Annotated in this window: 14 protein-coding genes; 5 read left to right on the top strand and 9 right to left on the bottom strand. The window is 63.1% G+C overall.

From position 1 onward, the window contains the following. Positions 1 to 45: 45 nt before the first annotated feature. The 3 genes from BTH42_RS05755 to uvrB form a co-directional block, all read right to left on the bottom strand. Positions 46 to 378: a cupredoxin domain-containing protein gene (locus BTH42_RS05755; RefSeq protein WP_075296709.1), complete on the bottom strand. Its 333-nt coding sequence runs from the start codon at positions 376 to 378 to the stop codon at positions 46 to 48. A 111-nt stretch (positions 379 to 489) separates the two neighbouring features. Then, positions 490 to 1,038 (bottom strand): iron transporter, encoded by a 549-nt coding sequence (locus BTH42_RS05750; RefSeq protein ID WP_075296707.1) that lies wholly within the window; start codon positions 1,036 to 1,038, stop codon positions 490 to 492. A 352-nt stretch (positions 1,039 to 1,390) separates the two neighbouring features. Beyond that, positions 1,391 to 3,484, bottom strand: coding sequence for an excinuclease ABC subunit UvrB (uvrB, locus tag BTH42_RS05745; protein ID WP_075296705.1), 2,094 nt, complete (start codon positions 3,482 to 3,484; stop codon positions 1,391 to 1,393). Positions 3,485 to 3,843: 359 nt separating this feature from the next. Here uvrB and BTH42_RS05740 point away from each other — a divergent pair, with 359 nt between their 5' ends. Beyond that, positions 3,844 to 5,043 (top strand): amino acid aminotransferase, encoded by a 1,200-nt coding sequence (locus BTH42_RS05740; RefSeq protein WP_075297003.1) that lies wholly within the window; start codon positions 3,844 to 3,846, stop codon positions 5,041 to 5,043. A gap of 125 nt (positions 5,044 to 5,168) precedes the next feature. Here the strand turns inward: BTH42_RS05740 and BTH42_RS05735 are convergent, their stop codons facing one another. Beyond that, positions 5,169 to 6,401, bottom strand: coding sequence for a patatin-like phospholipase family protein (locus tag BTH42_RS05735; protein WP_075296703.1), 1,233 nt, complete (start codon positions 6,399 to 6,401; stop codon positions 5,169 to 5,171). 11 nt (positions 6,402 to 6,412) lie between these two features. Continuing rightward, positions 6,413 to 7,210: a 3-hydroxybutyrate dehydrogenase gene (locus BTH42_RS05730; protein WP_075296701.1), complete on the bottom strand. Its 798-nt coding sequence runs from the start codon at positions 7,208 to 7,210 to the stop codon at positions 6,413 to 6,415. Positions 7,211 to 7,456: 246 nt separating this feature from the next. Here BTH42_RS05730 and BTH42_RS05725 point away from each other — a divergent pair, with 246 nt between their 5' ends. Both BTH42_RS05725 and BTH42_RS05720 read left to right on the top strand, forming a co-directional pair. Beyond that, positions 7,457 to 8,428, top strand: a complete 972-nt coding sequence (locus BTH42_RS05725; protein WP_075296699.1) for an aldo/keto reductase — start codon at positions 7,457 to 7,459, stop codon at positions 8,426 to 8,428. A 117-nt stretch (positions 8,429 to 8,545) separates the two neighbouring features. Further along, positions 8,546 to 9,391, top strand: coding sequence for a 23S rRNA (adenine(2030)-N(6))-methyltransferase RlmJ (locus BTH42_RS05720; protein WP_075296697.1), 846 nt, complete (start codon positions 8,546 to 8,548; stop codon positions 9,389 to 9,391). Positions 9,392 to 9,564: 173 nt separating this feature from the next. Here the strand turns inward: BTH42_RS05720 and BTH42_RS05715 are convergent, their stop codons facing one another. The 4 genes from BTH42_RS05715 to cueR all read right to left on the bottom strand — a co-directional run bounded on the left by BTH42_RS05715 (position 9,565) and on the right by cueR (position 12,408). Continuing rightward, positions 9,565 to 10,608 (bottom strand): ABC transporter substrate-binding protein, encoded by a 1,044-nt coding sequence (locus BTH42_RS05715; RefSeq protein WP_075296695.1) that lies wholly within the window; start codon positions 10,606 to 10,608, stop codon positions 9,565 to 9,567. 333 nt (positions 10,609 to 10,941) lie between these two features. Next, a complete protein-coding gene (locus BTH42_RS05710) occupies positions 10,942 to 11,250 on the bottom strand; it encodes a hypothetical protein (RefSeq protein ID WP_372237245.1) in 309 nt (102 codons plus the stop codon). Between the two features lie 286 nt (positions 11,251 to 11,536). Then, entirely contained in the window at positions 11,537 to 11,683 is a 147-nt protein-coding gene (locus BTH42_RS05705) for a DUF3563 family protein (RefSeq protein WP_075296691.1), read from the bottom strand. Positions 11,684 to 11,985: 302 nt separating this feature from the next. After that, entirely contained in the window at positions 11,986 to 12,408 is a 423-nt protein-coding gene (cueR, locus tag BTH42_RS05700; protein WP_075296689.1) for a Cu(I)-responsive transcriptional regulator, read from the bottom strand. 122 nt (positions 12,409 to 12,530) lie between these two features. Here cueR and BTH42_RS05695 point away from each other — a divergent pair, with 122 nt between their 5' ends. Together BTH42_RS05695 and BTH42_RS05690 are read left to right on the top strand one after the other, a co-directional pair. Next, positions 12,531 to 12,734, top strand: coding sequence for a heavy-metal-associated domain-containing protein (locus BTH42_RS05695; protein ID WP_075296687.1), 204 nt, complete (start codon positions 12,531 to 12,533; stop codon positions 12,732 to 12,734). Positions 12,735 to 12,746: 12 nt separating this feature from the next. Further along, complete coding sequence (locus BTH42_RS05690; protein WP_075296685.1) at positions 12,747 to 13,670, top strand: SDR family oxidoreductase; 924 nt, start codon at positions 12,747 to 12,749, stop codon at positions 13,668 to 13,670. The last annotated feature ends 378 nt before the right edge of the window (positions 13,671 to 14,048 follow it).

The raw sequence follows: 14,048 nt of genomic DNA, 5'->3' as shown, positions 1-14,048 counted from the left end.
TGCAAGCGCTCGCCTCACGCGGCGCGCTCGCGTTCGAGGCCATTGCTACTTCGCGACGATCACGCCCTGCGCCTGCTGGTGGAAATCGTCGAAAAACTTGTATTCGCCCGGTTGCAACGGAGCAATCACGACGAACGACTCGGCGCCCGGCGCCAACACCTTCTCTTTACGCAACTGCACGCTTTCGAATTCGGCCGCGCCCTTGCCGGTGTTACGCACTTCGATCTTGATGCGCTGCCCCGCCGGCACTTCGATCCGGGCCGGGTTCAGCTTGCCGTCGTTCATTTCCAGCTGGAAGGTCGGCAGGTCGGCTGCCTGAGCCGTGGCCGCCAGCAACAGCGTGGCGGCGAGCGTCGCGATCTTTCGGTTGATTCTCATTGGCCTTTCCGGAAAACACGACGCGCCGACTCCGGAGATGTCACCGGACGTCCGCGCGCCGTCTGCTGCATTCACTGATGCGCGACCCCGCCGCATCACTCGCTGCACCGCTTAATACCCGCCCTTCTTGCCGATGCCGGCGAAGGTGAAGTCATATTCGAGCGTGAACGGCTTGAACCACGGACCCACGCCGGTTTCCTTGTCGACGTGGCGGCCGAACGCCATGTGGCCCGTCTGCATCGGCGGTTCGACGATCAGCTTCAGGTGGTACTTGCCCGGACCTTGCAGCTTGACGTTATCGCCATAGTGCGGGCCGTCGTTCGCGACCATCGCCATCAGGTCGCCCTTGATCGGCTGGTTCGAGCCGGCCTTCGCCAGTTCGTAGCGAATCTGCAGATACGGCATCCAGTCGCCTTCGGCGAAACCGGTCGGGTTGTTCTTGACCGCGTGAATATCGGCTTCGAGGTGGATGTCCGAATCCGACGCCTTGCGCATCATGCCCTCGGGTTCCATCGTGATCGGCTGCAGATAGACCGCGCCGATTTCCATCCCACCCTGGATCTGCTGCTTGCCGATCGGATATTCGGCCGCCGAGGCCGACAGCGCCGCGACGGCGGCCACGGCTGCCGCGCCGCCGCGCACAAATGAAGAAATCCGCATTGAAACTCCTTGTTTTTATCAGACTGGAATCGAACCCATTGGGAACAGTGCGCCGCGCAAGCCAGATGTAAATTTAAATGCGAACCATTCTCAATATTGGTCGAGTTTATCATCGTTCTCGAGGGAGAACAAACACGGAAGCACGCCAGGCCTTGTGCCGGCAGGGTCTTAAGGCTGGCTTAAGGAAGGCGGTGTGGGGAGCGGAAAAACGGAGCTGGAATCGACAGGCCGATGGGCCCCGTCACGCGCGAATTGCGCGGAAGTTTAAGCGCCGGCCATCGTGAAACGGGCGCGGCGCGCGGCCGCACCCATTGGGACATTAAAACGTTGGTACGACGGAAAAGCGCGTGGGTTATTCGATGCCCGACACGTGGTCGCCGACATTCGCGCCGAACACGCGCTGACGCAGCAAGGCCAGCTGGTCGCGGGTCTGCGCGGCCTTCTCGAACTCGAGATTCTTCGCGTGCTCCATCATCTGCTTTTCGAGGCGCTTGATTTCCTTGGCCAGCTGCTTTTCCGACATGTCCTCGAATTTCGCGCGGGTCTGCTGTTCCTTCAGCTCGGCGCGCGCTTCGTCGACGTTGTACACGCCGTCGATGATGTCGCGGATCCGCTTGACCACCCCGCGCGGCGTGATGCCGTTCGCGGCGTTGAACGCGACCTGCTTCGCGCGGCGCCGCTCGGTTTCGTCGATCGCGCGACGCATCGAGTCGGTCACCCGGTCCGCGTACAGGATCGCCTTGCCGTTCACGTTACGCGCCGCCCGGCCGATCGTCTGGATCAGCGAGCGCTCGGCGCGCAGAAAGCCTTCCTTGTCCGCGTCGAGGATCGCCACGAGCGACACCTCAGGAATGTCCAGCCCCTCGCGCAGCAGGTTGATACCGACCAGCACGTCGAACGCGCCGAGACGCAGGTCGCGGATGATCTCGACCCGCTCGACCGTGTCGATGTCGCTGTGCAGATAGCGCACCTTGACGCCGTGATCGGCGAGAAACTCGGTGAGCTGCTCGGCCATCCGCTTGGTCAGCACCGTGACCAGAATCCGGTCGCCGGCCTTGACGCGCTCGTTGATCTCACTGAGCACGTCATCCACCTGGGTGCGCGCCGGCCGCACTTCGATCTCCGGGTCGACCAGACCGGTCGGCCGCACCACCTGTTCGACGACCTGCCCGGTGGTCTTGCGCTCGTAGTCGGCGGGCGTCGCCGACACGAACACGACCTGGCGCATCTTGCGCTCGAACTCGTTGAACTTCAGCGGCCGGTTGTCGAGCGCCGACGGCAGACGGAAACCGTAGTCGACGAGGTTTTCCTTACGCGAGCGGTCGCCGTTGTACATCGCATTCAGCTGACCGATCAGCACGTGCGATTCGTCGAGCATCATGATCGCGTCGGGCGGCAGATAGTCGACCAGCGTCGGCGGCGGCTCGCCCGGCGCGGCGCCAGAGAAGTGCCGCGAATAGTTTTCGATGCCCTTGCAGAAGCCGAGCTCCTGCAGCATTTCGAGGTCGAAGCGGGTGCGCTGCTCGAGCCTCTGCGCTTCGACCAGCTTGCCTTCGCTATAGAAGAATTCGAGCCGGTCGCGCAGCTCGGTCTTGATCGTTTCGACCGCGCGCAGCACGGTCTCGCGCGGCGTCACGTAGTGCGACGACGGATACACGGTGAAGCGCGGAATTTTCTGCCGCACGCGGCCGGTGAGCGGATCGAACAGTTGCAGCGTTTCGACTTCGTCGTCGAACAGCTCGACGCGCACCGCCATCTCGGCGTGCTCGGCCGGGAAGATATCGATCGTGTCGCCGCGCACGCGGAACGAGCCGCGCTGGAAGTCGGCCTCGTTGCGGTTGTACTGCATCGCGATCAGGCGCGCGATGATGTCGCGCTGGCCGAGCTTGTCGCCGATGCGCAGCGTCAGAATCATCTGATGGTATTCGGACGGATTGCCGATACCGTAAATCGCCGACACGGTCCCGACGATCACCACGTCGCGCCGCTCCATCAGGCTCTTGGTCGCCGACAGCCGCATCTGCTCGATATGCTCGTTGATCGACGAGTCTTTCTCGATGAACAGGTCGCGCTGCGGCACGTACGCTTCCGGCTGGTAGTAGTCGTAGTACGACACGAAGTACTCGACCGCGTTGCGCGGGAAGAACTCGCGGAACTCCGAATACAGCTGCGCGGCGAGCGTCTTGTTCGGCGCGAACACGATCGCCGGGCGGCCGAGCCGCGCGATCGTGTTGGCCATCGTGAAGGTCTTGCCGGAGCCGGTTACGCCGAGCAGCGTCTGGAACGCGAGCCCGTCGCCGACCCCTTCGACGAGCGAGTCGATGGCCGTGGGCTGGTCGCCGGCGGGCGGATACGGCTGGTAGAGCTTGAACGGCGAGCCTTCGAACGTGACGAATTTGGATTCGTCGAGCGCGTCGTCGGCTTCAGTCAGATGGTGTTCGGACATGAGATGCGGCACCGGGCCTGGAGCAAAGGATCATTCTAACGGGTTGCGCGAAGCGGGGATCGGGTGGCCTCGCGTAGCGATGGGCGGGCGCCCTGAGCGGGCCCGCGCGAATTCCGACCCGCCGCAGATGGCCCCGGAGTGCCTGATTTTCAAGCAAATAATTGTCGTTCGCCGGCGCCGCCGTCCTAAAAACGCGCGCGGATTCGTTACAATGCGAAGTTGCGCTCGCCCGCCGCTGCCGCCAGGCCATCGCGGATTTCGCGTTTCGCCGGACTCCCGTCGAACGCCCGGAATCCGCAATGCCAATGGCCGCGCCGCGCGCGAAGCCGCCCTCTTTTCACTACTGCTGCCCACTCATCATGTCTCTGTTCTCCGCCGTCGAACTTGCTCCCCGCGACCCGATTCTGGGCCTGAACGAAGCTTTCAACGCCGATGCCCGCGCCACCAAGGTCAACCTCGGCGTTGGTGTGTACTTCAATGAAGAAGGCAAGATTCCGCTGCTGCGCGCCGTGCGCGATGCGGAAAAGGCCCGCGTCGAAGCCGCGCTGCCGCGCGGCTATCTGCCGATCGAAGGCATTGCCGCCTATGACGCCGCAGTGCAAAAGCTGCTGCTCGGCAACGACTCGCCGCTGATCGCGGCCGGCCGCGTCGTCACGGCGCAGGCGCTGGGCGGCACGGGCGCGCTGAAGATCGGCGCGGACTTCCTGAAGCGCATGAATCCGACGGCCAAGGTCGCGATCAGCGATCCGAGCTGGGAAAACCACCGCGCACTGTTCGAAGGCGCGGGCTTCACGGTCGAGTCGTATCCGTACTACGACGCGCAGACGCACGGCGTGAACTTCGACGGCATGCTCGGCGCGCTGAACAGCTACCCGGCCGGCACGATCGTCGTGCTGCACGCTTGCTGCCACAACCCGACCGGCGTCGACCTGAGCGTCGAACAGTGGAAGCAGGTGGTCGAAGTGGTCAAGGCGCGTAATCTCGTGCCGTTCCTCGACATCGCTTACCAGGGCTTCGGCGACGGCATCGAAGCGGACGCGGCAGCCGTGCGTCTGTTCGCAGCGGCTGAGCTGAACGCGTTCGTGTCGTCGTCGTTCTCGAAGTCGTTCTCGCTGTACGGCGAGCGCGTCGGCGCGCTGTCGATCATCACCGCCAGCAAGGAAGAGTCGGCCCGCGTGCTGTCGCAACTGAAGCGCGTGATCCGCACCAACTACTCGAACCCGCCGACGCACGGCGGCTCGGTGGTCGCGGCGGTGCTCGCGTCGGCGGAACTGCGCGCGACGTGGGAAACCGAACTGGGCGAAATGCGCGACCGTATCCGCGCGATGCGCAATGGTCTGGTCGAGCGTCTGAAGGCAAACGGCGTCGATCGCGATTTCAGCTTCGTGAACGCACAGCGCGGGATGTTCTCGTACTCGGGTCTGACCGCACCGCAGGTTGACCGTCTGCGCGAAGAGTTCGGCATCTACGCGGTCGGCACCGGCCGTATCTGCGTGGCCGCGCTGAATACGCGCAACCTCGACGTCGTCGCTAACGCGATTGCTCAGGTGCTGAAGTAACAGATTGAGCGGCGCGGCCTCAGGCCGCGCCGTGCAGCGGATTCGATGCTGCAAGCACCTGTAGAAACGGCGCCCTTTCTTATGGAAAGGGCGCCGTTTTTTATTGGCTGAGATTCAACGCGAATTCAACGCGAGTCGCGATGAATATCGTGCGTGACGAAGCCCGCCTCGTTCTCCGGCAAGTCGAGCCAGTCGGGCTGTTCGAGCGACCGGCGGATATCGTCCAGACCGCTTTGCCAATGCTCGCGCATTGTCGACAGACCGAACTGGAAGTCCTTGTAGTGCCCTTCGTATTCCTTGTGACGGTAAATCAGGTGGATTACGTTGTAGCGCTTCGAACAGGACAACTCGTCGGCGAGCTTGCACCACGGGTCGTCGCGCTGCTCGGCCGGCACCCGCTCCAGCACTTCGCGCAGCACGTGCCGGAAGCGCTGCGAGCGCTGCAGCATGTCGGTCACGAGTCGGGTGCGGCTCGAATACTGGATGTCCTTCATGCGGCCCTGGACGTCGGTGAGGTTGTCCGGCACCGGGCCGATCGCGCTCCACAGATCGACCTGGAACGCCAGCGTGTCGCGCCGCGGGGTGGACTGGATCACCTCGTAGAGGGGCGTATTCGACATCAGGCCGCCGTCCCAATAAAACTCGCCGTCGATCTCGACCGCCGCGAAACCCGGCGGCAACGCGCCCGACGCCATGAAATGCTCGGGGCGCAGCGTCGTGTGGGTATTGTCGAAGTAAGCGAAGTTGCCGGTCCCGCAATTGACCGCGCCCACCGACACGCGCATCTCGCCCGAATTGATCCGGTCGAAATCGCATAGCGATTCGAGCGTGGCTTTTAGCGGGGTGGTGTCGTAGTAGCTGGCCGTTTGCGGCGGTCCGGACACCGTGGGCAGCGGCGGCGGGAAACGCGGCACGAAAAAGCCCCGTTGTCCCTCGACCAGTGCGCTCACCGCCTGGGTTGCGGTAAAAGCCTTGCGCACCGCATCGCTGGAGTTGAACAGCGCGTGCTCGATGAAAGCCGGCAATGGTGGCTCGAAAGCCGGCTGACAGATCGTCTCCCAGAACTGCAGCAGACGCTCGACGCGTTTTTCCGGCGGATTGCCGGCGATGATCGCCGTATTCAGCGCGCCGATCGAAATTCCCGCGAGCCAGTTCGGTTCGATACCGGCTTCGTAAAGTCCCTGAAAGACGCCGGCCTGATAGGCACCCAACGCGCCGCCGCCTTGCAGCATCAGCGCGATGGTTTCGTAGTTGGGCAACTGGCGAGGCCGGCGCGGATGGGCGGACGGCGCCGGACCGGCCCCCTCCCCGTCGCCGGACACGCCCACGCGCGCCCGCTTCAGATTGCGTTGCGCCATAGGCACTCCCGTTAGTGCATATACCAGCCGTGGCTCACGATGAACGACTGCCCGGTCAGCGCGGCGGTCGGGAAGCTCGACAGGAACAGCACCGTCTGCGCGACGTCTTCGACCGTCGTGAAAATGCCGTCGACCGTGCCGCCCAGCATCACGCGCTTGATCACGTCTTCTTCGCTGATGCCGAGTTCCTTCGCCTGCTCGGGGATCTGCTTGTCGACCAGCGGCGTGCGCACGAAGCCCGGACACACGACGTGCGAACGCACGTTGTGCGCGGCGCCTTCCTTCGCCAGCACGCGCGACAAACCGAGCAGCGCGTGCTTGGCGGTCACGTAAGCCGACTTCAGCGGCGACGCGAGATGCGAGTGGACCGAACCCATGTAGATCACGACGCCGCCGCGATCGTCCTTGTACATATGTTTGAGCGCGGCCTTGGTGGTCAGGAACGCGCCGTCCACGTGAATCGCCTGCATCTTCTTCCAGTCGGCGAACGAATAGTTTTCGATCGGGTTGACGATCTGGATGCCGGCGTTCGACACCAGAATGTCGATCGAGCCGAACTCGGCGGCGACCTTGTCGATGCCCTGGTTGACCGCGTCTTCGTTCGTCACGTCCATCGCCACGCCGATCGCCTTGCCGCCGGCCTTTTTGATTTCCTCAGCCACGGCGTTCGCGCCGTCCTGGTTCAGGTCGGCGATCGCGACCGCCGCGCCCGCCGCGGAAAGAGTCAACGCGATCTGTTTGCCGATGCCGCTCGCGGCGCCAGTAATGACGGCAACCTTGCCGTTCAGATTCGTGTTCGTAGACGACATCCAGAACCTCCATGCAGTTGATGAGCAATGAGACCACACGACCGCGCGCGGCGTGAATTCCGCCAAACGGCATAGACCATTCGGCGGATACAGCCCGGCGGCCAGGCTTGCTATTGTGCATGAACCCTGTGACCCGCATAGGTAAACCGCACATCGAACCGTATCTCTTTAAACTGGACGCTTTCGGCGCTGAATTCCGGGTCATCCCGGCTCAATTTCCGACGCATCACCAACAAGGAGACATGCATGGATTACCGACGTCTGGGCCGCTCCGGCCTGCAAGTGAGCGAGCTGTCGATCGGCTCGTGGGTTACCTACGGCAACCAGGTGGATCATCGCGCGGCGCGCGAGTCCATGGCCGCGGCGCGCGACGCCGGCGTCAACTTCTTCGACAACGCCGAGGCCTACGCGGGCGGCAAGTCCGAGGAGATCATGGGGCATGCGCTGAAGGAGCTTGGGTGGTCGCGCGTGAGCTACGTGGTGTCGACGAAGTTCTTCTGGGGGCTCAACGAAGCGCCGAACCAGTACCACACGCTCAATCGCAAATATCTGCTGAACGCGATCGACCATTCGCTCAAGCGCCTGCAACTCGACTATGTCGATCTCGCGTTCTGTCATCGTCCCGATCCGAACACGCCGATCGAGGAAACGGTCTGGGCGATGAGCGACATGATCACGCGCGGCAAGGCGCTGTACTGGGGCACCTCCGAATGGAGCGCCGACGAAATCCGCGCCGCGTACGAGATCGCCGAGCGGCATCATCTGCATAAGCCGGTGATGGAACAACCGCAATACAACCTGTTCCATCGCAAGCGCGTCGAGCAGGAATACAAGCGGCTCTATGAAGACATCGGCCTCGGCCTGACCACGTGGAGCCCGCTCGCGTCGGGTCTGTTGACCGGCAAATACCGTGACGGCGTGCCCGCCGACAGCCGCGCGCAACTGCAGGGCTACGACTGGCTGCGTCAGCACCTCACCGACCCGGGCAGGAACAACGTGGTCGGCCAGTTGGGCAAGATCGCCGACGAACTCGGCTGCACCGTCGGTCAACTCGCGATCGCGTGGATCCTGAAGAATCCGCATGTCAGCACGGTGATCACCGGCGCTTCGCGGGTCGAGCAGATCGCCGAGAACATGCAGTCGGCCGAAGTCGCCACGCGCATTACGCCGGAGCTCAAGCAGCGGATCGAGGAAATCATCGGCGACGCGCACGAGTAAGCAAACCGCCGGGCCGGCCGGCAAACGGATCGCCGCGCCCGCGCGGTCGCGTACAATACGCGACCGCGCGCCGCCTCTCCTTTGCCCCGGCCTGCGCTCTTTCAGCGTCCTCTCATCATGCTCAGCTACCGCCACGCCTTCCATGCCGGCAATCACGCCGACGTCCTGAAACACGCCGTCGTGTTGCAGCTCTTAAGCTATCTCGGCCAGAAGGACAAAGCCTACTGGTACATCGACACGCACGCCGGTGCCGGCGTCTATTCGCTGAAGGAAGGCTACGCGACCAAGACCGGCGAGTTCGAAACCGGCATCGCGAAACTGTGGGAGCGCAACGATCTGCCGCCGCTGTTCGCCGAATACGTCGACGAAGTGAGCGCGCTCAATCCCGACGGCCAGTTGCGCTTCTATCCGGGTTCGCCGTATCTCGCGTGGCGGCAGTTGCGCGCGCAGGATCGCATGCGCCTGTTCGAATTGCACAGCACCGAAATCGACGTGCTGCGCCACAATTTCCGCGACGCCGGCCGGCGCGCGATGCTCTATGCGGGCGACGGCTTCGACGGCATCCTCACGCTGCTGCCGCCGGCGCCGCGACGCGCGCTGGTCCTGCTCGATCCGTCGTATGAGGACAAGCGCGATTACACGCGCACGCTGCGCTGTGTCGAGGAAAGCCTGAAGCGCTTTCCGACCGGTACCTATGCCGTCTGGTATCCGCAGGTGAAGCGCCCCGAGTCGCAGCGCTTCCCCGATCAGCTGAAGCAATTGCAGAAGGACAACTGGCTGCACGTCAGCCTGACGGTCAGCAATCCGCCCGCGGATGGCTTCGGGCTATTCGGCAGCGGCATGTTCATTGTGAACCCACCGTATACGCTCGCAAAAATGCTGAAGGAGCAGATGCCGTGGCTCGTGAAGACGCTCGGTGAAGACAAGGCCGCGACGTTCAAGGTCGAGTATCGCGGCAATTAAGCGTGATGGGTGCGGGTGGGCCGGTGCGTGCCGTGGCCTGCGCGCTGCCGATCAGATTGCGCGCGCTCGCTTCACGCTAGCCACCCGCCGCGCCCCTCGTGCTCGTCGTGCTCCTCGTGCGCGCGCAGCAGGCCGCCGGTGATCGCGCGCGCAACCGCGCTCCTTCAACCCGCTTACTTCAACTGCGCAGCGGCCCGGGTCGCGAATTCATTCGTATAGGTCGCGCTCAGATCGATCTTCTTCGGATCGAGCCGGGTATCGAACGACGCCAGCGCGCGCAGCGATGTCGCCGGGCCGTCGGCAGGCATCAGACCATCCGGCGAATAGGCGTCGCGCACGTTGTGGAACGCTTCCAGATAAAGCGGCGGGTCACCTAGCAGATAGGCCTGCGGCACCATCTTCAGCAGATCGGCATCGCTCGCGGTCTGCAGCCAGCGATTCGCACGCACGATTGCATTGGTCAGCGCCTGCGTGGTCTTCGGATTCTTCTGGATGAAGGTCTCCGGCGCATACAGCGTCGCCGCCGGCATCGTGCCGCCGAACACTTCCTGCGTGCCCTTCACCGTCCGTGTGTCGACCAGCACTTTGATCGCGCCGCTCCGGGTGAGCTTGGTCATCATCGGATCGACGTTCGATAACGCATCGATCTGCCCACTGCCGACCGCAGCCAGCACGGTCGCGCCGCTGCCGACACCAATCGCCGAAATCTCGCTGCGCTGCACGCCGGCCTTGCGCAGCGCGACGGTAAGCACGAGATCCGTCGACGACCCCGGCGCGCTCACGCCGACCTTCGCCCCCTTGAAATCGGCAAGCGACTTGATACTGTCCGCCTTCCCTTTCACCACGCCGATGACGATCTGCGGCGCGCGCCCCATCAACGCGAACGCCCTATAGTGCTGCCCCTTTGCCTGCATGAACAGCGTGTGCTCGAACGCGCCCGCGCCGACGTCGGCACTGCCGCCCACCACCGCTTCGAGCGCTTTCGAGCCGCCGGCGAAATCCTCGAGCGTGATGTTCAGGCCTTCGTCCTTGAAATAGCCGAGCTGTTGCGCGGCGAGCACCGGCAGATAGTAAAGACCCGGCAGGCCGCCGACGGCCAACGTCAGTGTCGGCTTCTCGGGGACGTCCTTTGCGCTCGCGACGCCGGCTGGCAGCACCACAAATGCGAACAGCACTGCACAGACGCGCGCGGCACGTTGCATCCAATGAGTCGGCATGTTGCTGTCTCCTTGTTCTGTATTCCGATCGAGAGCCGGTGCCCCCGCGCGCAGACTTCGAGCGACAGAGCGTGAAACGATTGTCGTCGGACGGTTTGGCGGACGCCATGCGCCGAAACCCGAATGCATCAACGCGCCGGGGACGACGCGATATGCGCGGATGGAATGAAGGATGGAGCTGCTGCGAGCTGTCCATACGTGCATCGCTGCACAGACTCGCACGCACAGCGACATGCGCGACGCGAAGCCCAAAGCCCGCGTCAGTTCAGCATGTGATCGAAAAAAGCGGCGTGAAGGATTTGCCGCCGCACTCGCCGCGGCGGCTGGGCTGCTCTATTGCGGCAATGGCATCGGTCGGGGAATCGGGCGCGACGGCCCGCCGCCGACCGGCAACTGGATATACGGCGCGACCACGAACGGCGGCGCAGACTCCTGCGGCAACTCGACGGGCGCGGCGATCGGTGGCGCAGCGACAATCGGCTGCGGCGAAGGGGAGGCGTTCAGCAACAGGGAACCGCTCTGGCCGTTGTTGATACCGCCCAGCGTGTCGAGAATCACCGGCGGGCGAGCGCTCTCGGGCGCGGCGAACACTTCCGGCGCGGCGCTGCCGATTGTCAGGACCGCCACGACGATCGTCGCCAGCGCAGATTGGAGTGAAGGGAGCGAACGGACGGAAGACATGGGCGGCCCCGTTGTTGGTAAATTGCCGTCGTGTGCAAAAAACGCCCTACCTTACCTCGACGCACGTTGCGAAGCTAGTCGATATTCGCCAAGCTCAGCGTCCTGACGCCGAAGACTTCGAGACCAATAAAAAGCCGGCGATTTGCGCGGCCGTAAACGACAAAAGCCCCGTTTTGTACGGGGCTTCGCAGAGGTACTGCTACGGTCGCGCCAATGGGCGCCGCCGCCTCAAACTCGAAACGGCAATTTACAGCGAGTAGCCGTTGGTTTCGAGCGAGCGAATACGCTGTTCGAGCTGGACGATATCCGCCGACGACGCCAGATAGGCTTCGCGACGGTTGCGTTCAGCGGTTTCAAACCAGGTGCTCAGCGTTTCAAGAAGGAATGCAAACATGATGTTCTCCGAGGATCAGATCGAATCCCCGGTGATCGGCATCAGGGATTTCCCGTAAAAGGGTTAACCCGCATTATAGTCCGATGGTGCAACCTGAACAGTGAAATGCTCGCATGATGTGCATTCCAATTTGGAATGACGCACTAATACGGTGCACACAGCGCGCTGATTTTATTACGTTCTGTCGGTTCAACAAGCGGCATCCAGACCTCCAACTCGATTTTTCGCACAATTTCGGTGCAGATAGGCGGCCGGTTGCGCCGAATATGCGGTTTGGGTTGCACCCCACTCCGGACAATACCTTAAAGAGGATGACACCCCTGTCCCGAAACGAGGTCCGTATCGGCTAATCGCTCGATGATCGGACAGTCAGGCCGGTCGTCGCCGTGGCAATGATCGGCAAGGTGCGCGAGGGTGTCGCGCATGTCAGTAAGCTCGGCAATCCGGCGATCGAGCTCCGCGACATGCTCAAGCGCAATCCGTTTCACCTCCGCACTAGCCCGTGAGCGGTCGTGCCAGAGCGCGAGCAGCCGGCGAATGTCTTCGACCAGAAAGCCAAGCCTCCGCGCCTGGCGGATGAAGCGTAGCGCGTGCACTTCCTGCGGTCCGTATACGCGGTATCCGGCGCTGGTACGCGACTGGGCCATCAGCAGGCCGACGCTTTCGTAGTAGCGGATCATTTTCGCGGTGACGCCCGACGCGCGAGCCGCTTCGCCAATGTTCATGTCTGTTCCCCAAGGTTTGGGTCGATCGTACACCTTCCCATGATGGGAAGCTCAACGACTGAAGTACGGATCGGCAGGCATAATTCAACTCATCACAATCTGATCCCGCCGAGGTTTCTGTCATGACAATCGAACTCCATGTTGAAGGTATGAGCTGCCAGCACTGTGTTGCCGCCGTCACCAACGCGATCCGCGAGCACGACGCCGCCGCGCAGGTTCAGGTGGACCTGGCGAGCGGCCGGGTGGTGGTGGAGTCGGTGCAGCCGGTTGAAGCACTGAAAGCGGCGATCGATGAGGCCGGCTATACGGTTTCGTCCGTACGCTGAACGGAGCGGCTCATGTTCAAGGTTGCCGTCATCGGCGGTTCCGGCATGTTGGGACGTGCGCTCGTCGATGAGCTGACGCAGCAAACCGACTGGCAGGTCGTTGCCACCTCATTCAGCCGGCCCTCGTCGCAAACCGTCGCACTCGATATCCGGGATACCGGAGCCGTCGAACGCTTCATCGAGCAGACGGCGCCCGACGCGGTCGTGATCGCCGCGGCGGAGCGCCGCCCCGACGTATGCGAACAAGACCCAGCGCTGGCGCGCGCGCTGAACGTCGACGCGGTGCGCACAATCGCTGCGGCGGCGGACCGACGCGGCGCATGGACACTGTCGATTTCGACCGACTATGTGTTCGACGGCACCCACCCGCCCTATCGACACGACAGCGCGCCCGCGCCGCTTAATGCGTACGGACACAGTAAGCTCGAAGGCGAGCGTGCGTTGACTGAAACAACGGGGCGCGGCTGCGTGCTGCGTCTGCCGCTGTTGTATGGGCCGATCGTCGACTGGTCGGAGTCAGCGGTGACGAGCCTAGTGCCGGCGATCGCCGCGTCGGCTGCTCCAGGCGGTGAACGCGCCACAATGGACGCGTGGGCGATCCGTTATCCGACCTTCACGCCGGACGTCGCGCTAGTGATCCGGCAGATGCTCGAGCGGCATGCGCACGGCGAACCGATCTCCGGCATCGCGCAATGGTCGGGCGACGAACCGATGACCAAATACGAAATCGCTGTACGTCTCGCCGAAGCGCTACAACTCGACGCGAATCTGATACCGCAGTACACGCCGACGGACACGACGCCGCGCCCGCATAATTGCCACCTTGCGTCGAGCCGTCTGGAGGAGCTGGGAATCGGCTGCCGCACGCCGTTCGATATCGCAATCCGGCAAGTGCTGACGGCATTTTCACGGCGAGGAGTCGGGTCGCAGACGTAAGTTCCCGCCAATCACGGGCGATCAAGGCTCTCCTGGACCATGTCACCGACGCGTTCGCTGTAATTCTTGAGATGCGGAGGTGGAGCACGCATATCGGGAACTGACGGGCTACGCGCACGTGTTACGGATTGGCAGGCTGTGACGAGAGGAGCCGCGACCGGTTTGCGCTCCGCGCACAGCGGCATTTGTCAGCGCACAAACGCAAAAACCTCACCGCCGGGGTGAGGTTTTGCTTTGAAACAGCCGCGTAAACGCCAGAACCCCGGTTCTCGCTGGGAGAGACCGGGGTTCTGGACGTACTGCATAAGAAGCCTGACGATTACCTACTTTCACACGGGCAATCCGCACTATCATCGGCGTAGAGTCGTTTCACGGTCC

The organism is Burkholderia sp. SRS-W-2-2016 (genome assembly GCF_001931485.1).
GTDB lineage: Bacteria > Pseudomonadota > Gammaproteobacteria > Burkholderiales > Burkholderiaceae > Paraburkholderia.
The sequence above is the reverse complement of the archived record's forward strand: the minus strand, read 5'-3'. Positions and strand labels throughout refer to the sequence as shown.